General features: G+C 55.7%; 17 protein-coding genes and 1 tRNA gene. 3 read left to right on the top strand and 15 right to left on the bottom strand.

Annotated features, from left to right (window positions below; translation table 11 throughout):
• Positions 1-195: 195 nt before the first annotated feature.
• The 6 genes from AC2FIO_RS12025 to AC2FIO_RS12000 form a co-directional block, all read right to left on the bottom strand.
• On the bottom strand, positions 196-1,374 hold the full coding sequence (locus AC2FIO_RS12025) for an acyl-CoA dehydrogenase family protein (RefSeq protein WP_299665341.1): 1,179 nt from the start codon (positions 1,372-1,374) through the stop codon (positions 196-198).
• A 192-nt stretch (positions 1,375-1,566) separates the two neighbouring features.
• Entirely contained in the window at positions 1,567-2,586 is a 1,020-nt protein-coding gene (locus AC2FIO_RS12020) for an AraC family transcriptional regulator (protein WP_170520204.1), read from the bottom strand.
• A gap of 128 nt (positions 2,587-2,714) precedes the next feature.
• On the bottom strand, positions 2,715-3,899 hold the full coding sequence (locus tag AC2FIO_RS12015; RefSeq protein WP_209509591.1) for an acetyl-CoA C-acyltransferase: 1,185 nt from the start codon (positions 3,897-3,899) through the stop codon (positions 2,715-2,717).
• The gene (locus AC2FIO_RS12010) at positions 3,896-6,016 is read right to left on the bottom strand and encodes a 3-hydroxyacyl-CoA dehydrogenase NAD-binding domain-containing protein (RefSeq protein WP_496697846.1); all 2,121 of its coding nucleotides are present in this window, start codon (positions 6,014-6,016) and stop codon (positions 3,896-3,898) included. The genes AC2FIO_RS12015 and AC2FIO_RS12010 overlap by 4 nt, the downstream gene beginning before the upstream one ends.
• A gap of 11 nt (positions 6,017-6,027) precedes the next feature.
• On the bottom strand, positions 6,028-6,714 hold the full coding sequence (locus AC2FIO_RS12005; RefSeq protein WP_014880570.1) for a dimethylsulfonioproprionate lyase family protein: 687 nt from the start codon (positions 6,712-6,714) through the stop codon (positions 6,028-6,030).
• On the bottom strand, positions 6,711-8,315 hold the full coding sequence (locus AC2FIO_RS12000) for a fatty acid--CoA ligase (RefSeq protein WP_298856014.1): 1,605 nt from the start codon (positions 8,313-8,315) through the stop codon (positions 6,711-6,713). Before AC2FIO_RS12000 ends, AC2FIO_RS12005 begins: the two co-directional genes overlap by 4 nt.
• Positions 8,316-8,552: 237 nt before the next feature.
• Between AC2FIO_RS12000 and AC2FIO_RS11995 the strand changes: the two genes are divergently transcribed.
• Positions 8,553-9,476 (top strand): LysR substrate-binding domain-containing protein, encoded by a 924-nt coding sequence (locus AC2FIO_RS11995; RefSeq protein WP_298856016.1) that lies wholly within the window; start codon positions 8,553-8,555, stop codon positions 9,474-9,476.
• A gap of 33 nt (positions 9,477-9,509) precedes the next feature.
• Here AC2FIO_RS11995 and AC2FIO_RS11990 read toward each other — a convergent pair whose 3' ends face one another.
• The 4 genes from AC2FIO_RS11990 to AC2FIO_RS11975 all read right to left on the bottom strand — a co-directional run bounded on the left by AC2FIO_RS11990 (position 9,510) and on the right by AC2FIO_RS11975 (position 13,602).
• Entirely contained in the window at positions 9,510-10,568 is a 1,059-nt protein-coding gene (locus AC2FIO_RS11990; protein ID WP_298856018.1) for a quaternary amine ABC transporter ATP-binding protein, read from the bottom strand.
• Positions 10,569-10,580: 12 nt separating this feature from the next.
• On the bottom strand, positions 10,581-11,609 hold the full coding sequence (locus tag AC2FIO_RS11985; RefSeq protein WP_496697843.1) for an ABC transporter permease: 1,029 nt from the start codon (positions 11,607-11,609) through the stop codon (positions 10,581-10,583).
• A gap of 67 nt (positions 11,610-11,676) precedes the next feature.
• Positions 11,677-12,648 (bottom strand): ABC transporter substrate-binding protein, encoded by a 972-nt coding sequence (locus tag AC2FIO_RS11980; RefSeq protein ID WP_058274113.1) that lies wholly within the window; start codon positions 12,646-12,648, stop codon positions 11,677-11,679.
• 540 nt (positions 12,649-13,188) lie between these two features.
• Positions 13,189-13,602: a hypothetical protein gene (locus AC2FIO_RS11975; RefSeq protein WP_170463066.1), complete on the bottom strand. Its 414-nt coding sequence runs from the start codon at positions 13,600-13,602 to the stop codon at positions 13,189-13,191.
• A gap of 321 nt (positions 13,603-13,923) precedes the next feature.
• Between AC2FIO_RS11975 and AC2FIO_RS11970 the strand changes: the two genes are divergently transcribed.
• On the top strand, positions 13,924-14,340 hold the full coding sequence (locus AC2FIO_RS11970; protein WP_496697841.1) for a hypothetical protein: 417 nt from the start codon (positions 13,924-13,926) through the stop codon (positions 14,338-14,340).
• Between the two features lie 556 nt (positions 14,341-14,896).
• Here the strand turns inward: AC2FIO_RS11970 and AC2FIO_RS11965 are convergent.
• The 5 genes from AC2FIO_RS11965 to AC2FIO_RS11945 all read right to left on the bottom strand — a co-directional run bounded on the left by AC2FIO_RS11965 (position 14,897) and on the right by AC2FIO_RS11945 (position 19,144).
• Positions 14,897-16,471 carry a relaxase family protein gene (locus tag AC2FIO_RS11965; protein WP_170367310.1) on the bottom strand — a complete coding sequence of 525 codons (1,575 nt, stop codon included), beginning with the start codon at positions 16,469-16,471 and terminating at the stop codon, positions 14,897-14,899.
• Positions 16,465-16,893, bottom strand: coding sequence for a plasmid mobilization protein (locus tag AC2FIO_RS11960; protein ID WP_496697839.1), 429 nt, complete (start codon positions 16,891-16,893; stop codon positions 16,465-16,467). Before AC2FIO_RS11960 ends, AC2FIO_RS11965 begins: the two co-directional genes overlap by 7 nt.
• Before the next feature lie 19 nt (positions 16,894-16,912).
• The gene (locus tag AC2FIO_RS11955) at positions 16,913-17,833 is read right to left on the bottom strand and encodes a hypothetical protein (RefSeq protein WP_496697837.1); all 921 of its coding nucleotides are present in this window, start codon (positions 17,831-17,833) and stop codon (positions 16,913-16,915) included.
• 24 nt (positions 17,834-17,857) lie between these two features.
• A tRNA-Pro gene (locus tag AC2FIO_RS11950) sits at positions 17,858-17,934 on the bottom strand.
• A 94-nt stretch (positions 17,935-18,028) separates the two neighbouring features.
• Positions 18,029-19,144 (bottom strand): THUMP domain-containing class I SAM-dependent RNA methyltransferase, encoded by a 1,116-nt coding sequence (locus AC2FIO_RS11945; RefSeq protein ID WP_496697836.1) that lies wholly within the window; start codon positions 19,142-19,144, stop codon positions 18,029-18,031.
• A gap of 288 nt (positions 19,145-19,432) precedes the next feature.
• On the opposite strand from AC2FIO_RS11945, the gene AC2FIO_RS11940 reads away from it, so the two are divergent.
• Complete coding sequence (locus tag AC2FIO_RS11940) at positions 19,433-20,776, top strand: Na(+)-translocating NADH-quinone reductase subunit A (RefSeq protein WP_496697835.1); 1,344 nt, start codon at positions 19,433-19,435, stop codon at positions 20,774-20,776.
• Positions 20,777-20,779: the final 3 nt, after the last annotated feature.

Genomic DNA, 20,779 nt, shown 5'->3' with positions numbered 1-20,779 from the left:
TTCGCTTTGGGCTCGATGCGGTCATTTGCAAATTACTCGTGAGCGTCTGCTGTGCGGACAAAGGGTGAATCCGCTGCGTTTGCACCAAGGTCTGCAATCTCGAGTAACCGGCCGCACATGTGCGGCTGGTCTTTCGACTTTACCGATCTCAGAGGAGATTTTCAGGTTGGTTCCGCTTCACCGGGGGTGGGACGTTCAGCCGGTTTCACCAAATCCTTTCGGTACTGGCAGGTCAGGCAAGGTCGACGCTCGTCTTTGCAGGGCCCGCCCAATGACCACCCGGCTGATTTCGGTCGTCCCGTCCACGATCCGCAGCATTTGTGCGAGGCGGGACAAACGATCCAGACCATAGGGCTGCAACAGCCCCATACCGCCCAACACTTGCGTGCAGGTGTTCGCAGCCTTCACTGCGGCATCTGGCACAAACCGTTTGGCATGAGCGGCCATCAGTGGGCCCTCAGACGTGCCAAGGGATTCTGCCGCCCTTCGATAGAGCAGCTTGGAGGCTTCAAGATCGGTTGCAACCTCGCCGAGCATCCACTGGATCCCGTCCAGATCGAGGTTCTTGCCACCGAACATCTTGCGGTTCTTGGAATAGGACAGCGCCGTGTCCAATGCGGCTTGCATCAATCCACAGCATCCTGACGCAATCGAAACGCGGGCGATATCGATCGCCATGAGCGAGCCTTGCAAGCCCTGACCGATCGGCAAGATGATGTTGTCGTCACTCACCACGACTGTGTCCATGTACATCTCGGCCAGCGGCAGGAAGTTATAGGACGGGGTGTCGTAGAGCGGACCAAAGCTGAGGCCCGGCGCATCGGCTGGAATGGCGATCATCGCCATATCCTGGTGGCCGGGCTCATTGCTGGTCTTGACCACGGTGAAATAGATATCAGCCTCGGTCGCCAGGCTGACCCATGCCTTCGCACCGCTGATCGTCCATGTGCCGTCGTCATTGATCACGGCCCGCGAATACATGTTTGTGGCATCCGATCCGGATTGCGGTTCGGTCAGTGCAAAGTTCGCCAGTTTGCGGCCAGAGGTCAGGTCTCGCGCCCATTTTTCCTTGAAGGCATCTGTGCCATAGCCGCAGCCCGCGAACGTACAGATGTTATGCATCGACAGGGCAAAGGCATAAGCGCCATCTCCGAGCCCCAGCTGTTCGTAGACCTGAATGCCCTCTGAAAGTGGCAAGCCCTGGCCGCCAAACTCCTCGGGGGCGTAGAGCCCCGTCAGGCCAACGGCCCCGGCCTTGTCTGACGCATCACGGGGCCATGTCTTCGTGGCGTTCCAGGCGTCCACATTGGGCAGGATGACCTGCTCGGCGTGGTCGCGTGCGGCCTGGAGTATGGTGGCGAGTTTGTCTGACATTGATGGATCCTTTCAATGGCGATTGTTCTCAGATGACGCCACAACCCGGCAATCGTGGATGGCCGGACTGATGAGCTATGAAGGCGAAACTTCAGCTGAAAATGCTTCTCTGCGGCAAGACTTAGCGAGCCAGCCCGTTAAGCTCTATCTCGTGTGCTGACAGATAATTGTCCAAAAGTGACAAATGGCCGCTTATGTATGTGATTTGCGATATGCGCTGGGTGTACTGCCGGTCCAGCGTTGAAAGGCCCTGTGGAAATTGGCAGCCGAGGAAAAGCCGACATCATGTGCGATGGCCTCAACGCTTTTGCGTCCCGCTTGTAGATCGCGGATCGCGATGTCGCGCCGCAGGGCATCCTTGATCGCCTGAAACGACGTCCCATCCGACTGCAACCTGCGGATCAGGGTGCGCGGGGTCATGTGCATTGCGGATGCTGTCTGGGTCAGGGTCGCCGCGTCCCATCCCGTTTGGCCCAGATAAGTGCGCACCCGCAGCGATTGGGTGTGTTCACGCGAAGAGGTGAAGATCCAGTCCCGGGGCGCGTTTTGCAAAAACCGGTCAAGATCAGCTGTACTTCGAGTCTGCACTGGACCCAGTGCATTCGGGTCAAACGCGATGGCGGTGGCGGGTTGGCCAAACCGTAGCGGTGCGGGAAAGATGATCGCGTAATCCTGATCAAAGTCCGGGCGGTCAAATGCGAAATCGACGCCCCTGACCGGAACCTCGTGCCCTGCCAGCCAAGACATGAGCCCGTGGGCAAGTTTGAGGATCAGCATATGTCCAAACCGCTGAAGCGGCACTTCGCCTTGTGGTTTCAGGGTAAGCACCAACGCGTTGTCGGCGTCCTCCAGATCAAACTGATAATCATCCAGCAACAAGTTCCAGAACGTTGAAAACCGGTAGAGCGCCGATGCAAGAGACGTGGCTTCCCTGACAGTGGTCAGAAGATGTTGTAGGGCCCTCGGCCGGACGGGTCTGCTCCAAAGCCCCATCATCTCATCACCGGTCTCAACTGCGGCAAGTTGATAGAGGCAAACGATCTGATCCAGCGTGACGCGACCATTCGGCGAGCGCGTATCCGCGTTCAGACCGGACCGGCTAAGCAGCGACGCCATCTGCGCCTCTGGGCACAGGGCACGCAGCGCCGCCAGCCAGTCATCGACAAACTGGCTGGAAACCGTGGAAAGGATCGTTGGCGTGACATTGGTCATAACGCCTCAGGAGGTATCACCAATTCCGGTCGACATGAAACGCAGGCTTGCAGATGGCGGCCTTCGCAGATGACAGAATGTCAATGTCTCAACCAGATAACGCTCTGCTTGAACTCATTTCAGTGGGGTCAGGCGACTTCGAACAACGCTGCGGCCCCCATGCCTCCGCCAACACACATGGAGGTCACCACGTATTTTACGCCACGACGCCTCCCCTCAAGCAGAGCGTGCCCGACTTGTCTCGCACCTGTCATGCCGTAGGGGTGGCCAATCGATATCGCACCGCCGTTCACGTTGTAGATTTCGGGATCAATCCCAAGGTGGTCGCGGCAATAGAGAACCTGGCAGGCAAAGGCTTCGTTAAGCTCCCAAAGGCCGATGTCTTCGATGCGAAGACCTGCATTCTTAAGCAGCTTTGGAATGGCATAGATCGGGCCGACCCCCATCTCTTCCGGTGCGTTTCCTGCAACAGCCATGCCGCGATAGATACCTAGCGGTGTGAGACCCTGTTGCTCAGCCATTTTGCCTTCCATGAGCACACAAGCCGAGGCCCCGTCAGAAAGCTGGCTTGCGTTTCCGGCAGTGATCAGTCCTCCTTCGACAACCGGGTTCAGCTGGCCAAGTGTTTCGGCCGTCGTACCCGGCCTGTTGCCTTCGTCTTTTGACAAGGTCACTTCTTCCAGGGTTTCCTCTCCGGTTTCGCGATTCTTGCCCCGCTTTATCGCAGTGATCGGGACAATCTCGTCATCAAAGGCGCCAGCAGCCTGAGCCCGGGCCGTCCGACCTTGGGAAAGTGCAGCATATTCATCCTGGGCGTCACGACTGATCCCATATACCTGCGCCACATTTTCCGCCGTCATCAGCATCGGCATATAGGCATGTTCAGATTGGGCGATAACGTTTGGATCTTTCTCATCGCCCGCCCATTTCAGATAGGCATTCTGCAGGATGGAAATATTTTCCTGCCCGCCTGCCACGGAGACATTCTGACCATCCACAATGACCTGCTTTGCGGCCGTCGCAATGGCCATCAATCCCGATGAACATTGCCTGTCGATCGTCTGTCCTGCCACCGTATTGGGAAGGCCCGCCGCCAGCGCCGACAAACGCGCGACATTCATGCCTGCGGTTCCCGCCGTAAGGACCGATCCGATGACGACATCTTCGATCGAACCGGGGTCCACGCCTGCACGTTCAACAGCGTGTTGAATGGCGTGCCCCATCATGGTAGGGGATTTGATGTTGTTCAGCGAACCTTTGAAGGCAACCCCAATAGGGGTTCGTGCGGTTGAGACGATAACGGCTTCTCTCATGATTTTTCCTTTTTGGCATCAAAATGCGCGGCAAGTGTTACGCCCGAGGTTGCGAGTTCTTCCAGCAAAGGCGCAGGCGTGAACCACATCTCACCATAGGCACCAAGCGACTGCCGATAGTGGTTCATGCGTTCCAGAATCTGGCTTAATCCAAACTCGTCGGCATAGTGCATTGGGCCGCCGCGCCAGTTCGGAAAACCATAGCCGTTGGTCCAGATCAGGTCGCAATCACCCGGGCGCGTCGCAATGCCCTCTTCAAGGATCAAGAAGCCCTCGTTGATCAGGGGGAACAGACAACGCTCAACGATTTCCTGATCGTCGATTTCCCTGCGCTTCACGCCATGCAAGTCTGCCAAATGGGCACTGATTTGAACAATCTCAGGGTCTTCGACCCGCGTCCGCCCCTCGTAGACATAGCTTCCTCGCCCGGTTTTCTGACCCAGTCGGCCTAGTTTAAACAACCTGTCCTGCACAGCCTGGTATGTCGGGTCATGCGCGATTTCACTACGCCGCTCCTGACGCACGCGGGCGCCCACATCGACTCCCGCCAGATCTGCCATCGCATGAATGCCCATGGCCATGCCGAAGCCTTCAAGGACGTCATCCACCTGTTTCGGCGTCGCCCCCTCTAGAAGCAGACGGGATCCTTCGCGGAAGTATGGCTCCAGCATCCGGTTTCCAACAAAGCCGTAGCACACGCCAACCGTGACAGGGAGCTTCCGGATCTTCTTTGCGACCGTGATTGCCGTTGCAATGACATCGGGAGCGGTCTTGGCGCCGCGCCCCACCTCCAGCAAGCGCATGACATTGGCCGGGCTGAAGAAATGGAGACCAATCACATCCTCCGGGCGGGATGTGACTGCGGCGATTTCATCAACATCCAATGTCGATGTGTTTGAGGCCAGTATCGCGCCAGGTTTTGCGTGTCGGTCCAGGGCTTCAAAAATCTGGCGTTTGACATCCATGCTTTCAAACGCCGCTTCAATGATCAGGTCGGCCTCTGCAAGGTCGCCGTAGCTGAGTGTCCCGGTGGCGTTGGCGGAGATTGCCTCTGCCCGATCCGCACTGAGCCGCCCTTTTTGAGCCGCACGCTGGAAATGCTCCCGGACCTTTTCCAGCCCCTGTTCGAGCGCACCTTGCGTGGTTTCCAGAAACGTGACCGGATACCCCGCCTGCAGAAAGGCGATGGCAATGCCGCGCCCCATTGTTCCGGCACCGATCATAGCCACCGATGAAATGCTACGTGGTTGGTCAGCACGGGTAACGCCGGGAACCTTGGTGCATTCACGCTCTGCAAAGAACAGATGCCGCCCCGCCCGCGATTGAGGTGTGTCGAGCAGTTCAGCGAAACCTGCCTTCTCTTGTGCCAACCCCTCGGCCAGCGGCATTTCGCACGCGGCCTCGATGGACACCAAACATCGTTCAGGGGCGACAAGGTTTTTGGACGTGTGCGCTATCTGGTCTCGGAAACCCGCGAGATAACCCTTCGGATCAGGATGTGTGACGGTCATATCCGCGCAACTGCGTTTCGGATCGCCCTCATGGCTGACACGGGTGGCGAAACCCAAAACATGCGCGCGAAAATCCTGGTCGTTCTCAAATAGTGCGTCGACCAGCCCACAAGACAGGGCATAATCGCCTTTCACGGGGTCACCGGAAAGGATCATTTGCGTTGCCACTTCCAGACCGGCAATCCGGGGTAGTCGTTGGGTGCCTCCGGCACCAGGCAGCAGCCCCAGTTTGATCTCAGGTAGGCCCATCACGGCATCCGGCGTGGCGACACGGTAATCACAGGCAAGCGCGATCTCCAGCGCACCACCCATAGCGGGACCTGCTATCGCGGCGATAATGGGTTTCTTGCTGGTTTCAATCGTTACACACAGGTCTGGCAGGTCCGGCTTGTCCCAAACTGCCCCGGTGCGGAACTCAACGATATCAGCGCCGCCGCAATAGAGCGGCAGAGCCGAGCATAGAACGATAGCTTTGACCTGTTCATCGGCGTCCAGCTCGTGGATGGCCGAGGAAAGCGCCAGTCGCATCTTGAGACCAAGAGCGTTCACTGGCGGGGCATTCAGCTCAATGAAAGCGACACTCTCGGTGTGTTTAGTGGAAATCATGTTTGGAAACCTCAATTGGACTGTTTGGCAAGATCTTGTTCGATCTCTGCCCAATCGTCGAAGTGGATTACGTTGCAGGGTGAATTCACGTTCTCGAGCCAGACAAAGACGGAGATGAATGGCTGGTCATAGACCCGGGTGGCGTGGGGATCGCCCGCCGCGTTCCAGATAAGTGATCCAGCCGGATAATCCTGCCAGTCACGGGTGCCAAACCGCCAACCAGATTTCTCGGACAGGTTCAGGTACAGCTCTGGCGCGTCGTGGTTGTGGTCGCGATACAGCGTCCTTGGACCCAGCATGAAAATGCCAAGGTTGAAATCGGGATGGTGATGTCCACATGCGTCTGGCCCAATCAGCAGAGTATGTAGGTTACACTTTGTGTATCCCTCGCCCAATTCGGCACCAGGGGGATAGAATTGGGCGTTGTCTTCGCGCCAGATCAGATCATCCTTGGCCGCTTTCAGACAACCTGCGATTTCCTGCAATTCGGGGGCGACAATCCCGGCGATGGCGTTCTTCAGAACCTCATCGTGCCGGGTTCCTTGGGGAGGTAAATCAATGAGCCTCTCACCCTTCAGGTCCATGGCTGCCAGCTTGTCCAACGTCAGGTCAACGCCGCGCGTGGCAGCTCTGTGAGCCTGCAGATAGGTGACAATGGACCCGATAAGCGCCTGAATACGGCGTTGCTTGTCTGTCATGATTTAAAGTCCGAGCGCGTTGAAATATCTTTCCGCACGAGTTTCTTGTCGAGCTTGCCGACGCTGGTTTTAGGTAGGCGGTCGACAAAGACTATCTCGTCTGGAACTGCCCATTTTGAGATCTCGCCTGCACCGACACGCGACTGGATTTCTTCAATGACTCTCAAGCGCACAAGATCCGGATCGGCATCTTTTGCGGCTTGAGCAACCAAGACCGGCCTTTCACCCCATTTCGCGTGCGGCAACCCGATTGCCGCGACGTCCTCAACGCCGCTGCAAGACGATGCTATGTTTTCCAGTGCCAGTGAGGATATCCATTCGCCGCCGGTCTTGATCACATCCTTGAGGCGGTCAGTAATCTGCAGCGATCCATTCTCGCGGATATACCCAACATCCCCGGTATGCAGATACCCACCGTCCCAAAGCTCATCCGAGGCTTGCGCATTATCCAGATAGCCTTGTGTCAACCAGGGCGCCCGAGCAACAACTTCGCCGGTTGTTTCACCGTCATGTGGGACGTCCTGCATATCCGGTGTTACAACACGAAGGTCGACAAGAGGGCCGGGAAAGCCGGTTTGCGCCTGCATCTCGGGGTCATTGCTGGACAAATCGGCCACCGTCAGAAACGGACAGGTTTCGGACATCCCATAGGCCGCATGCAAGGATATGCCTGCCGCCGCGGCGCGGTCCTGCAGGCCTCGCGGCAAGGCGGCCCCGCCAATGATCACTTTCCATCTGTGCAGGTCAGTTTGCGGGCAGATGGGATGGTCGAGCGCCATTGACAGAACCGTTGGCACGCAATGGGAAAAGGTGACGCCTTCGGCTGCAATCAATCGCAAGATAGTGTCAGGGTCATATCGACCGGGATAGACCTGACGCAGCCCCAGCATCGTTGCGGCATATGGAAATCCCCAGCCGTGGACATGAAACAATGGTGTAAGCGGCATGTAAACGTCGCCGCGATGAAATCCGGCATTCCCGGGCCACGCGCCGAAACCAGCGATCAGACCCAAGGTGTGAAGGACCAACTGCCGATGTGAATAGCTCACTCCTTTGGGATTGCCGGTGGTCCCGGTTGTATAAAACAAGGTTGCCGTTTGGTTTTCATCGAAGTCCGGGAAGTCAAAGCTGCCTGGGGCTTTGCCTATCCACTCTTCATATCCTTCTCCGTCTCCAATCGGCACGATGGTGATGTCCCGATCAAAGCCCGATTTGATACCCTCAATGAGCGGCATGAAATCGCGGTGCACGATGATCAGATCCGGTTGCCCATGGTTGATCGTATAAAGAACCTGAGCAGGAGACAAACGCACGTTGATCGTGAAAAGGGACGCGCCCATCATCGGGATCGCGAAAAAACACTCAAGATAACGGTGCGTATCCCAATCCATGACACCGACGCGCATACCCTCATGTATCCCGCTCGCCTTTAAAGAATTGGCAAGTTGGCGCACGCGTTTGCCCAAGTCCGCATAGCTCAACCGCATTTCGGTGCCGCTGACGATCTCTTGGCTGGCTGACGCAAGCTGGGATCCGGCCAGCAAGTGTTTAATCAGCAACGGATAGCCATATGCATTTGGCGAAGGTGAAAGTGGCGGCATGAAGGTGGAATCCTTGAGCTTCTTTAGCCCCTAATCTGGCATCTCTTCCCCAGTTGAAGAACTGAAAGAAATTTCCGTTCATCAAGATATTCTAACCGATCACATCGCACCGCGAATTGCGTGCTACCCCCTGACAGGTTATGAAAAAGAGTATCAATACCCTGCTATATTCGCGCCCGTCGTCGGATAACTCTGCTTGAGGGTAAGCAGAATTGATTTCATCGAGGAGATGCAGCAATGACCACTCACATGCCCACGCTGGTTTCACTGCGCGCTTTTGAGGCGGTGGCGCGTCACAAGAGTTTCCGAAAGGCCGCTGACGAGATTTGTGTGACGCATGCGGCAGTCAGCCACCAGGTCAAAGCATTAGAAACAACAATCGGTGTTAAACTACTGGAACGCACAAGCCGTTCGGTCGAGCTAACACCGGCTGGCGAGCAATATTACCCGCCAATACGCGAACACATTCAGGGAATCATCAAAGCCACTCGGCGCATCCAGACACCTGAGGAACCGGACGTGTTGCTCGTTCAGTCCTACGCAAGTTTCAATACAATGTGGTTACAGCCCAGATTGGCTGAATTTCTTCAGGATAATCCGGACACACGCGTGCGCATCGTCTCGACCTTTGAAGACGGTGATTATGATATGCACCGGTTCGATGTGGGCGTGTTCAACGCGCCACCGTTTGATAAGAGATTTGACTACAGCCCCTTGTTCGAAACCGATATCTACCCGGTATGTGCTCCGGAGGCCTTGAAAACCGCAAGCGGTGGAATGCCGCTGGAAGAGCTCAGAAATTTCCTTCTGCTTAGTGTCCCAAGCACATGGAATGAGCCGGATGACTGGGACTGTTGGTTGGATGCGGCGGGCTTAGATCGCGAAACGATGAAATTTGGCTCTGTTTTCGACAATTACCCGCTTGTCCGTGAGGCTGTTCTAAATAATCACGGTATCAGCGTCGCAAGGGCACCGTTTTGCGAGCGTGATCTTGAGCGGGGGCGTCTGGTTAGACCCTTCGACATTTCAGTACCCGAGCCAGGCCGCTGGTATCTGGCGACGCAAAAAGAGCGTGCACCCAACCCCAAGCTCGATACATTTATCGACTGGCTGTTCGAACAGATCGAGGCCGACCCAACCATGCGGCTATTTCGGGCCTGATCTGTTGAATTCCAGCTCTGCCGTCAGCGCGCTTCAGGACTGACGGGCACCGGCCTCGGATGCGACGCGAGGGACAAGAGCGCGAACCAGTTCAGTCATATCCAGTGAGCCGACTGTCTTCTCCCCATCCTTGACAACATAGGCGTGTGACGTATCCCCGCCGGACCGCGCGATCATGCTTTCGAGCGTGTCGTTCACGTCCACTTCGCCATGGGCATCTTTTGGCACTTTGCCACCGACAAGCGGGGTCATAATCGAGCGCACCCGCAGAACCCGTGCGCGGTTGATGTCGCTCACGAAATCTTCGATATAGGGATCGTTGGGGTTCAGCAGGATATGCTGCGGCTCACCCTGCTGCACGACAAAGCCGTCCTTTAGGATCACAAGGTGATCGGCCAGCTTCAACGCCTCATCTAGATCGTGAGTGATGAAGATGATGGTCTTGTGCAGCTCTTTTTGCAGCTCGAGCAGCAGGTCCTGCATGTCGGTTCGGATCAGTGGGTCAAGAGCCGAGAAAGCCTCGTCCATCAGCATGATCGGTGTGTTCGCGGTCAGCGCCCGGGCAATGCCCACACGCTGTTGCATCCCACCGGACAATTGCGCTGGATAATGGTTCTCGAACCCGCTAAGACCCACGCGTTCCAGCCATTTTGCGGCTTCACGGTCGCAAGTCGTCTCGTCCTCGCCGCGCACCGAGAGCGGCATGCCTGCGTTCTTCAGCACGGTTTTGTGCGGCAAAAGCGCGAACTTCTGGAACACCATCGACATCTTTTCCTGTCGAGCATGGCGCAACCCGTCCTCGGACAGTTGCATCACGTCCTCACCCTGCACGATGATCTCGCCCGCAGTGGGTTCGATCAAACGGTTCAAGTGGCGGATCAGAGTAGATTTCCCAGAGCCGGACAGGCCCATGACCACTGTGATTTCCCCCGCCTGCATATCGATGTTGATGTTGTTGAGCCCCAACACGTGCCCGTGCTGCGCCAGCAATTCTTCCTTGCCCATGCCATCCTGGACATGGTGCAACACGTCCTTGTCGCGGGCGCCAAAGATTTTATAGAGCCCGGACAGGCGGACCATTGGCTGTGTCATTGAACCGGCTCCTTAATGTTTGACTTGGGTCTTATCGACCCGTGTGAGAGCTGCCTTTGACACGCGGTCAAGGATCACGGCCAGCAGAACAATGCCGATACCCGCAACGATGCCCACACCCAGTTCAAGGTTTCGGATACCGCGCAACACGTTCACGCCAAGGCCAGGGGCCGAAACAAGAGAGGCGATCACGACCATGGCAAGGCTCATCATGATGGTCTGGTTGATCCCGGCCATGATGTTCGGCAACGCCAGCGGCAATTGTACTCGCATCAGTTTCTGGCGGTCATTCATGCCAAAGGCATTGGCCGCTTCGATCACATCCCTGTCGACAAGCCGGATGCCCAGATCGGTCAGGCGGATCACCGGGACAATCGCGTAAAGGATGATCGCAATCCCGTACAGTTTGGATTCCGTGACCGAGAACAAGAAAATCAGAGGGATCAGGTACACGAATGTCGGCAGGGTCTGCAGCAGGTCGAGCAACGGAACGACGCCTTTTTGCAGTCGGTCGGATTTCGACATGGCAATTCCAATGGGCACACCGAACAGCACCGAAATCGTCGTACACACAAAGACGATCGACAGGGTTTGCATCGCCACATCGTAGTGGTCTACGAGGGCCAGCATCATAATCGAGGCGGCCACGAAGATCGTCACAGGGCGCGAACGTGACGCGTACCAGGAAATCGCCACCAGAAGCGGGACCATGATGAACCATGGCGTCGCTTCAAACAGCCAAAGTGCGCCATCCAATATCCAGCTCAATGGCTGTGTGATCGGGTCCAGAACGGTTTTCAGGACCGGTTTGGCTGCCAGAAACCCTTCTTCGATCCCGTTGGTTACATCGCGCGACTGCCATATGCGGTTGCAGCTTTCGTGCAGATTATCAAATGAGGGAATTGGAATGAGCGGCCCAGAGGCCTCTTCTCCTCCTGCTTGCGCCGCAAGGTCCGCCAGCGAAAGAGGCGCTTTGTCATCTGACGTGCCACACCATTCGCTCAAACCCAATGCGCTGAACAACTTGTCATAGAAGGCCATTTATCCCACTTTCCGATCTACTTCAGTGCGTTAGGGGCATCGCTGAGGATGCCCCTGTCCATGCAGTTTACTGCAGCAATGCGGAAAGTTTGTCGCGCGCAGCATCGTTAAGCCACGCTCCCCAGACATCCTTGTAGGTCGTCAGAAAGTGCACCGCACCTTCATCGTAGGAGGCATTGTTGTCCTCGACCCATGCCAGCGTTTCGCCCATCTGTGCGTTGGTGAAGGACAGATTTGTCATCAGGTCAGACACTGCTGCGTTTTCGGCCATGAATTCTTTCGACAGAACTGTAACGACTTCACTGCGGGGGAAGGCGCTCATTTCTGGCGTCGCGCATTCCGCTGTGATGTTGCAGGCGTGCTTTTCAGGGTCATGGGGGCCCATATCGACCAGGGTCATCGGGTATTTGCCCAGTACCGATGTCGGTGCCCAATAAAAGCCGAACCACGGCTCTTTGTTTTCGTAGGCGGCAGCGATCGAAGCCGCAAGGGTTTCGCCTGATCCATGCACGAAGTTTTCAATGCCTGCATCAATCAGCCCGCCTGCCTTCATCAGGTTGGTGCTGACATTCAGACAGGTCCATCCCTCGGGGCAATTGTGAAAGCGATTTCCGACGAGTTCGGGGTTGGCTGCGATGCCTTCAATTGTTGCCAGTTCCGGATGCTCCTCCACAAGGTAGTTCGGAACAAAGAACCCTTCGACACCGCCATCTGACAGAACTTCGGTCACAGGAATGATTGCACCTGAGTCAACCAGCCCTTGGTAAGCCGGCGCGCCGTTTGTCCAGATTTCAGTCAGAATATCGGGCTCTCCTGTCTCGGAAACGGATGCCAGCGCAGGGTTGCTCGAGAGCGGAACCGTGGTCACTTCGCAACCATAGCCTTGCTCCATCAGAAACTTCGAGACCGCGGTCACAATTTGCGCTGACCCCCAATCGGCCTGCATCAGTGATACTTCACCGCATTCGTTTGCCTGGGCCGCCGAAGCGGTGATTGCCGCAGCAAATACGCACCCGAGACCCGCTGAAATCTTGAACATTTCTTTCCTCCTTGTCATCGGCGAAACAGGGGCAGAGAAACGCTCCAAGCCAAAATTCGCCTTGTTTGTAGCGATGATTTGTACAGACAGGCCTAATAGCAAAAAACTGAAAAGAATTTTATATCATGTACAATTGTTTACAGGTGGAGAGTTGAAGCCAGGCTCGAATTTAGTGACCTTCGTTCCAACGAAAGCTTCTTAGATGTAAATCCATAGGTGGCTTATGCGTGTGTATAATTGCCTCTTCTCAAGAGTCGGCAGGAGGAGTGATCAAACCCGGGGACGTCCGTTCTGTGCTCATCACGCCCATTCGAACTAGCTGCAGCATCGGTAGATTTGGGCTCGCACCGGACTTTCTCTGCGACGGGCCCGAATTGGTCGAATGAGCCCTTACCAGACCTACACTGTTGTTGTGAATATCGCTCGCACAGCAGGCGGCAAACTGCAGGAAGCGGACACCGTTGAACAATTCACAGATGATATTGACGTGAACGAAGTTAGCGTTCGTTGCGGTAGTATCAACAATCACTTTTGTCAGAGTCAGACCTCCACTTCTTGGACAAAATATTCATGATTTATCCCGGCCATCAGTAGTGTCTTTCCGGGCGGGATTTGCGCGTTTCTCGCTCGGTTGTAGACTCCAATCGGGTCATTAGTTTCAGGGTCAGCGTTCAACGCATCACGCGCTTGCTCTCGTCGATGCTCCTCCCGCATGTCGATTACCTGAAAGGGATCATAGAAATGCTTGGCGTTTGATCGTAGGCAAGATTCGATTACAGAGTCATCATCTAAATCTCGGCAAATAAGCCTCTCCAACAAAAGGCGGGGATTCACACTTTTGGGAGCGCGCAGTTGCTTCAAAATGCTGCCGTCGCTTGCGCACTGGATGACCAGATACTCGGTCCTCTCTGCCATCAAATATTCCTTTACGTTAAACCCATCGATGTTAGCCACGAGAACATAGACGTCATTGCCGAGCCAACTGGGTAAAGCGGACGTATTCGGTAGCTAGCAGCCCAATGCGGACCTTGCAGGGAGCGTCAGAACCGATACTCTTCACCATTTCGAGTAATAACCCTAAGCGATGGCGAAAGACCGTTTGAATGAGGCCCGTTTTGTCGCAATCCATGGTTGATATGAAAGCTGAGACTCAAAGAATATGGTAACAATACCAGACTTTATTTCAAAGTACCTTGAGGGAAGTATGTGGCACACCACGTCCGTACTTCGGTTTGAGAAAATTCTAGATACAGGTTTCATTTTGTAGATCCCCCGTTGCCAGATAGTGAGCGTTATGGAGGCACGCCTTTTGTGCGGGCTGAAGGAGGGGTTAGCCTCTTTGATTTCCCTAAAGGCTTTGATTTGCAAGAATACGAAGCTGAGTTCTTCACAAGTTCTATTGGTGAGTTTCTCCCTTTCAAGAGACAATGGGGGCGATCTGTTTGGCTGCGAATAAACACCGATGTAGTGGCAGAGAACATCAAATCCGGGAGGGAAATCAGAGCCCTTTGGAAGTTAGAAGAATCGACAAAAAGATTTATGGCAGAGATCGAAAGTGCTCACCTGGGCGATATTCCAGTTGCCGCCATTTCTGATGCTTTCGAGATCGGTGCAGGAGACGACTGTTGGAGCGGGCGCTCACTGCGCCCTAGATCGCCAGAAACGCGCAAAAAACAGCCCAGGCCCACCTGAGTAGGATTACAAGTGAAACTCTATGATAAAATCGTTCAGGAACTAGTGGGACCGGAAGACGAGCCTCGATTTCTTGGTGACCGCATGAGGTGTCGATTCTGCGACGCCACAGGGTCAAAGGCATTTGGAAAAAGGACTAACGCTCATACGTTCCCACGATCTTTGGGGAACCGGAGTCTCTACTTTCTAGACGAATGCAAGAAGTGCAATACCGAAAAGTTCTCACGCTACGAATTCACTGAGAATACGCAGTTGAGCGCTAGGCTAGAACAACTTGGCCTATTTTGATCATTTTCGCATCGACCCCAAGTTCTGGTATCAAGTAGCCGTTTTTGGTCCTGAACACATTCCGCAAATACTGATTTCCGTCAGTGTCCATAAACAGACACCGTAAGTTGTAGCAATCGCCCCAAACCCCTGCAATTGCAACTAGTGGAATGCCTATCGGTAGCGAGTCGACTCTTTCAAATTCTCTGTAGTCAATCCCGCAGGCGCAGGATTGGCGGAAGCTCATGGTGAAGCGTTCGTGATGAGTGGGTATCGTCATTCCTTCAGATCAAAGATGGAAGCCGTAGTCTTGGTCTCGTTCAAGCAGCCCATGATTCAGCTCTCTTGCAGCAGAGTTTCGGCGGCTCTCGCTAGCTTCAAACTCGTCTGCAAGTTCTCTTCCAGCGTGGTGTAGTTCTGTTCTTCGGTCAGCAAGTCGGCCAATGTAGCTTCGGACTTGAGATGTGATTTCATCAGCAGCTCGATGCACTGCGTTAAGCCATTTAGCCTGGCCTCGATCCCGGTCGTCGAGCGTTCTTCCAAATTGCGCAATTCCGAGGCGGAGGTCTCGCAAGCCGTCACCAACTGCTCGACGCACGCGAGCAAATCTCGCTCCAAGGCTGTCAGGGATTGGTCCATCTAGTTTGGCTCCACTCTGATGCAAGAAACCAATCGGCTCGCCACCGAACAGGTGCGCATGCTTGATGTTTCTGGCGGCAGGATCAAATAAGTCGCTCCCTCGTGAAGTACCGCCTGGATGCCCAACCTCTCTAGCTGCGTCGAGGCGGCTATCGTTGAGAGTTTCCAGCTCCACAGAAAAGTCAGTCCTAAGGTTGCTGCGATCAACACCATACAGGCCGTTATCACCGCCCAAGGTGAGATCTGAATCAGGAATTTGATCTTGTCGATGTGACTCTGCCAGGTCGTCCCGCTCCAATCCAAAAACGTGCGGGTATCGGCTTCGATTGTATTCCGCGCGAGTGTTACACATGCTTGAATATCGCTCCTGAAGCTCTGCAATTGAGAATCCATCAAGGCGGCGTGCTCTTTTCGGATCTTGTCCAAGTCCGCGTTCAATTTCTCGCTCAGCCGGGTCGGCTTGCCAGTCGTCATGGAAAATCTCTCCTTTCAATCGCCAGCGTTCGCCTGTGTCGGGGTCTTTGGCCGTGATGTAATTTTTGCTTACGCGGGGGATATCGAAACCTGCGTCGGTCAGAGCATCGACCATGCTTGCGCGGTCGGTGATGGTGCCGATGCTGATCTGGTCTAAGATCCATTCGTGGAGTTCTTCGCGGCCCTGTGCCCTAGTTGGGGCCTCAACGGTGGCTTGAACCTCCTGTGTGCGTTCCAGATCCATCGGATCGGCCCAGTCGTGCGTCTTGTTCATTAAGTCGCGCAGACTGTCATAGGCTGTCCGATAGCCAGGTGGCGCGATGTTGAGGCTTTTACCGGTTGTCAGCTCCAAACGCGGTGTACAGAAATGCAGCTCAACTCGGTCTTCGTGGCTGTGCCGGACCCAGAGCAAGTCGAATTGCTCACTGTCCATACCAGCGAATGCCAGTGCCTCGAAGGCGTTCATGACTTCGACCTGCTGGGCTTCGGTGGGTGCGTCCTCGCTGGCAAAGCTGATGACGCCCGCGCGGTAGGTCCACTGATTGCGACTGGCGTCGATCAGGGCCTCGGTGCGGGTGGAATCGCCGCGCAGCACTTCAGGCAAAGGATCGCGTATGACCGTCATGGGCTGGCCATCAGCATCGCGGATTAGATCGCGATTGGAGTCATAGGCCAAGACCTCACGCGTGACGAGATAGCCAACTGGACCAGCACCCGCGCCTTTGCCATTGGGAAAGAACTTGATCAGCATTGTCGTGCCTCATCAAGGATCTTGGTAAGCTGGCGTTCAATCACAACCAGTTGTCGGGCGACGGCCAGCGTATCCATGTCAACCCGACCAATCAGAAGCGCCCGATTCACAACCCGCGCAACCTGGTTGAGGTTACCGCCAATGCGCCCTAGTGCCAGGACCAGAGCGGGGTCGACGCGAGGCGCAGGCATGTGACGACGTGCTTCCGTCAGACCCAAGGCTTCGCGCAAGAGGGTCGCGGCAGACACTCCGGCAGCTTCGGCTTTGGCGCGAAGCTCAGCCTTCTCAGCAACGCTACATCGAAAGACGAAGGTCTCGGTGAGCGGCGCTTTGGCGGGCGGCGTGCCTCCGCCGGTGGGGTTCGAAGGGGAGGCTTGCCACCCCTCGCAAGGTCCCGTGTCAGCAGCGCCAGCGTATGACATGGGTCGCCTTGCTCTTTGCTCAGACCGCATGGCACAGTTCCTGCTTCGATGGTGCAAACAGGGTCCAGCCTTCGGTGATGAGCCAGCTGCGCAACACGGGCCACTCGTTCTTGTTCGTTGGAGGGAACCTGCCGGGGAGCCAGTAGCCGCGCTCGTTGTTTTCGATGGCTTCAGGAAGTACCCGGTCGATCCAAGCACCAAGCATTCGTTCGGTGAACTGCTCCCATTGGCGGCAGCCGAAAGATTGGCGCGAGACGAATTCGGGTTGCGCACTGCCCACGCGCGCCGAGTCGGATGGCCCACCATTCGGCAGATCCGGCTCAAGCGCGAGGTTTTGTTCTATGGATTGTTCTTTCTTTATATAGGAAAGATCACCCATGCGCCCTTTGTCTCTCACGGGCGAACCCTTTCGCCCTTCTGAAAGGCTCATCGGTGCATCCTTTTTCCTCCGGCGAAACGGGATGATTTTTGTTGGGGAGCGAAGGTCGTATTCTGTGTGATTGCCTGCGCCACGCCCTTCAGTTCGAAACAGCCAACCGAACTCGACAAGCTGTTTGAGGCAGCGTTTGATGGTTGCTAGCGACATTCCGACCAGGAACTCATCAAGCGTTTTTAGTGAGGGATTGAGTTGGCCGGTCCTGTCGTTGGTGAACTGTACCGAAAGCGCTGAGGCAACTACCTTAGTTGACGAGTTGAGGTCAGCGCATTGCAGAACGGCCTTGAGCCATTCAAAGCGATCGAGCCTAGACATATGCGCCTCCCGCGATTGCGGACCGGCTGCGAATTTGGTATTCTGTTCGTGCAGATAAATTTGCATTACCGTTGAGGTGGGTGGCCGCCCCCTCAGCGGTTTTTCTTTCACTTTTCTTCGGAAACCAGACCCTGAAAACAGAATAATCCGGACAAAATCCGGGTATGCTGCGGCGGCGGCGCAGTTCATTCGTATTTAACTGATTGATTTTATTGGTCGGAGTGAGAGGATTCGAACCTCCGACCCCTGCCTCCCGAAGACAGTGCTCTACCAGGCTGAGCTACACTCCGACCGTGGCGCGTGATCTATACTTGCATTTTTGGATGTGCAAGGGGGTTTCCGTGTCGTTTGTGCGAATTGCCTTCGTCGTTCCCGGGCATCGGATCAGGTTAAAACACCAGTTTGATACAGTCGGATTTTGGTGCCACCGTGGTCCACAATTGGCCCGGGGGGCAACAGCGGCAGGCGGGTGGATCGGGCCAGGCTTGCGTTGCTGGTCACGATACCGATACGCCAGCCCTTGAACTTGGTTTGCAGTACCTTGCCCAAGCTGCCGTAAACGGATCGCAGGCGTTTTTCATCCCCGATCCGGGCACCATAGGGTGGGTTGACAATAACAAGACCTGCGGCATCCGACGGGGGTTTTATGTCGCTGACCGAGCGCGCCTGAAAAATGGTGAAATCGGCAACCCCGGCCCGGTCAGCGTTTTTGGTCGAGGCCTCAATCGCTCCGCTATTGCGGTCTGAGCCATGAAAAACGACGTCCGGTTTGGCCAAAGGTTGTTGCTGGCGCATCGAGGACCAGGCGTTGGGGTCAAAACTTGGCAGATTTTCAAAGGCAAAGCTGCGAGAACGGCCGGGGCGCAGCCCCAGCGCGATTTCGGCGGCTTCAATAACAAAGGTGCCAGAGCCGCACATCGGATCCAAAACTGGCTCGGACCCATCAAATCCGCACTCTCGGAGGAACATTGCCGCCATCGTTTCGCGCATCGGGGCTTTGGCGACAGCCGGTTTGTGGCCGCGTTTGTGCAAAGGCTCGCCGGAACTGTCGATCGAAAATGTGCACAGGTCCTTTTCGATGCGCAGCAGGACGCGCACGACCGCATTGGGCGAAACCGGTGCGCCCAGAGTTTCCGTAATTGCCACTTCGATACGTTGCCGGGCGGCCCCTGCATGGTAGATTCGGGATTTTCGACTTGTCGCTTCGACTTTGACGGGCACATCGGGGCGCAAAAAATCGGACCAGGGAAATTTTCGGGCCCGTTTATCCAGTTGTGCCAAATGAACTGCGGGAAATCCGCCCAATCGCACCAGAACCTTGTTCGCACCGCGCAGACACAGGTTCGCGCGCCAGACCTCAGGCCAGCTTCCGCGACAGGTGACGCCGCCGGGTACCGGCTTTGTATCTGCGAATCCCTGCTCGACCGCTTCGGCATGCAGCGGGGCTTCAAGGCCGGGCGTTGCCACCAGAAAAATCTCAAAATCGTTGTTTGGTTCCATCCCGGGTGCTTACACCGGAAGTGTTGCGGGTGCGATATGCAATTTCAACAGGTTCAAAAGGCAGCCCTTCAAGTTAATTTGACAAAATATCGGCAATTTAGGCAGCAACGGGTTTGCGTTTGGCAACATCCCCGCGTAAAGGGACCGTGATCAAAACGAAGCTTGGAATGAAAACAGGTGCTATGCGCCTTTTTTGCTCTCAGGCTCCCACATACAGATCGTTTTGTGCCACTATGCAGTGGTGGGAACGATGTGTTGCAGGAAAGAGGCTTGGAAGACAGTAGCGACATGCAAACTTTCAAACTGAAAAAAGGGTTGGAGCTGCCGGTGCAAGGCGCGCCAGAGCAGACGATCCAACCGGGTCCTGAATTCAGGTCTGTCGGGGTTTTGGGGGCTGATTATCTGGGCCTGAAACCGCGCATGCTGGTTCAAGAGGGTGAAGAGGTTCAGCGGGGCACACCGTTGTTTTGCCACAAGGACGTGCCCGAGGCGATGATGGTCGCTCCGCTCAGCGGCAAGATCGTGGCCATCAACCGTGGTGCGCGTCGGGTGTTGCAGAGCGTCGTAATCGAAGTCTCGGACGTCAACGACACAGGTCTGGATTTCTCGGCTGTGGGCAACACCGATACCGCCGAGGGCGTGACCGAACGTCTATGTGCGGCTGGCCTGTGGACTGCTTTCCGCACGCGGCCCTATTCCAAGATGCCCGCACCGGGTACCAAGCCTACAGCAATTTTTGTGACCGCGATGGATAGTGAGCCTCTGGCCGCTGATGCCGAGATCATTATCCAGGATGCAGGTGACGCCTTTGCTGTCGGCCTGAGCGCAGTTGCCAAGCTGACCGAGGGCAAGACGTATCTGTGCCAAAATGAGGGCGCAGCCCTGCCGGGCGCCGACGTTCCGGGTGTTGAAACCGCAGCATTTTCCGGGCCGCACCCCGCAGGCCTGGCTGGAACCCACATCCACTTCCTTGAGCCGCTGGCCGGTGAAAAGCAGGTTTGGACAATCGGCTATCAGGATGTCATCGCGATTGGCCGTCTGATGCAAACCGGCCATCTGGATCCGAACATCGTGGTTGCCCTTTCAGGCCCCGGCGCGCGTCAACCCCGCCTGATCCGCACCGTCATGGGGGCCTCGACCGATGATCTTACCCGTGACGAAATCAATGTGGACGGCACGGCCCGTGTAATCTCGGGCTCGATCCTGTCGGGCCGTCATGCAGAGGGGCCACAAGCTTACCTGGGCCGTTTCGCGCGTCAGATCAGCATCATCCGCGAAGACCATGATCAGCATACGTTGGGCTGGATTCTTCCGATGCCGTCGAAATACGCGGTTCAGCCGGTTCTTGGCTCGGCCTTTGCCAAGAAGCTGTTTGCATTCACGTCCAATCTGAATGGTGGACGCCGTGCGATGGTTCCGACCGGTACATTCGAACAGTTGATGCCGCAGGACTATTTGCCGACGCAATTGCTACGCGCTTTGCTGGTAATGGATACCGATACTGCACAGGCGCTAGGTGCGCTGGAGCTGGACGAAGAGGACCTTGGCCTTATCGGCTTTGCCTGTCCGGCGAAATATGAATATGGGCTGGCGCTGCGCGACTGCCTGACAAAGATTGAAAAGGAGGGCTGATCC

It is taken from the genome of Ruegeria sp. CDSB086 (assembly GCF_059611065.1).
The sequence above is the reverse complement of the archived record's forward strand: the minus strand, read 5'-3'. Positions and strand labels throughout refer to the sequence as shown.

Coding starts and splice junctions, on each gene's coding strand:
- AC2FIO_RS12025 (WP_299665341.1), bottom strand. CDS start 1,374: ATGTCAGACAAACTCGCCACCATACTCCAGGCCGCACGCGACCACGCC.
- AC2FIO_RS12020 (WP_170520204.1), bottom strand. CDS start 2,586: ATGACCAATGTCACGCCAACGATCCTTTCCACGGTTTCCAGCCAGTTT.
- AC2FIO_RS12015 (WP_209509591.1), bottom strand. CDS start 3,899: ATGAGAGAAGCCGTTATCGTCTCAACCGCACGAACCCCTATTGGGGTT.
- AC2FIO_RS12010 (WP_496697846.1), bottom strand. CDS start 6,016: ATGATTTCCACTAAACACACCGAGAGTGTCGCTTTCATTGAGCTGAAT.
- AC2FIO_RS12005 (WP_014880570.1), bottom strand. CDS start 6,714: ATGACAGACAAGCAACGCCGTATTCAGGCGCTTATCGGGTCCATTGTC.
- AC2FIO_RS12000 (WP_298856014.1), bottom strand. CDS start 8,315: ATGCCGCCACTTTCACCTTCGCCAAATGCATATGGCTATCCGTTGCTG.
- AC2FIO_RS11995 (WP_298856016.1), top strand. CDS start 8,553: ATGACCACTCACATGCCCACGCTGGTTTCACTGCGCGCTTTTGAGGCG.
- AC2FIO_RS11990 (WP_298856018.1), bottom strand. CDS start 10,568: ATGACACAGCCAATGGTCCGCCTGTCCGGGCTCTATAAAATCTTTGGC.
- AC2FIO_RS11985 (WP_496697843.1), bottom strand. CDS start 11,609: ATGGCCTTCTATGACAAGTTGTTCAGCGCATTGGGTTTGAGCGAATGG.
- AC2FIO_RS11980 (WP_058274113.1), bottom strand. CDS start 12,648: ATGTTCAAGATTTCAGCGGGTCTCGGGTGCGTATTTGCTGCGGCAATC.
- AC2FIO_RS11965 (WP_170367310.1), bottom strand. CDS start 16,471: ATGCTGATCAAGTTCTTTCCCAATGGCAAAGGCGCGGGTGCTGGTCCA.
- AC2FIO_RS11960 (WP_496697839.1), bottom strand. CDS start 16,893: ATGTCATACGCTGGCGCTGCTGACACGGGACCTTGCGAGGGGTGGCAA.
- AC2FIO_RS11955 (WP_496697837.1), bottom strand. CDS start 17,833: ATGAACTGCGCCGCCGCCGCAGCATACCCGGATTTTGTCCGGATTATT.
- AC2FIO_RS11945 (WP_496697836.1), bottom strand. CDS start 19,144: ATGGAACCAAACAACGATTTTGAGATTTTTCTGGTGGCAACGCCCGGC.
- AC2FIO_RS11940 (WP_496697835.1), top strand. CDS start 19,433: ATGCAAACTTTCAAACTGAAAAAAGGGTTGGAGCTGCCGGTGCAAGGC.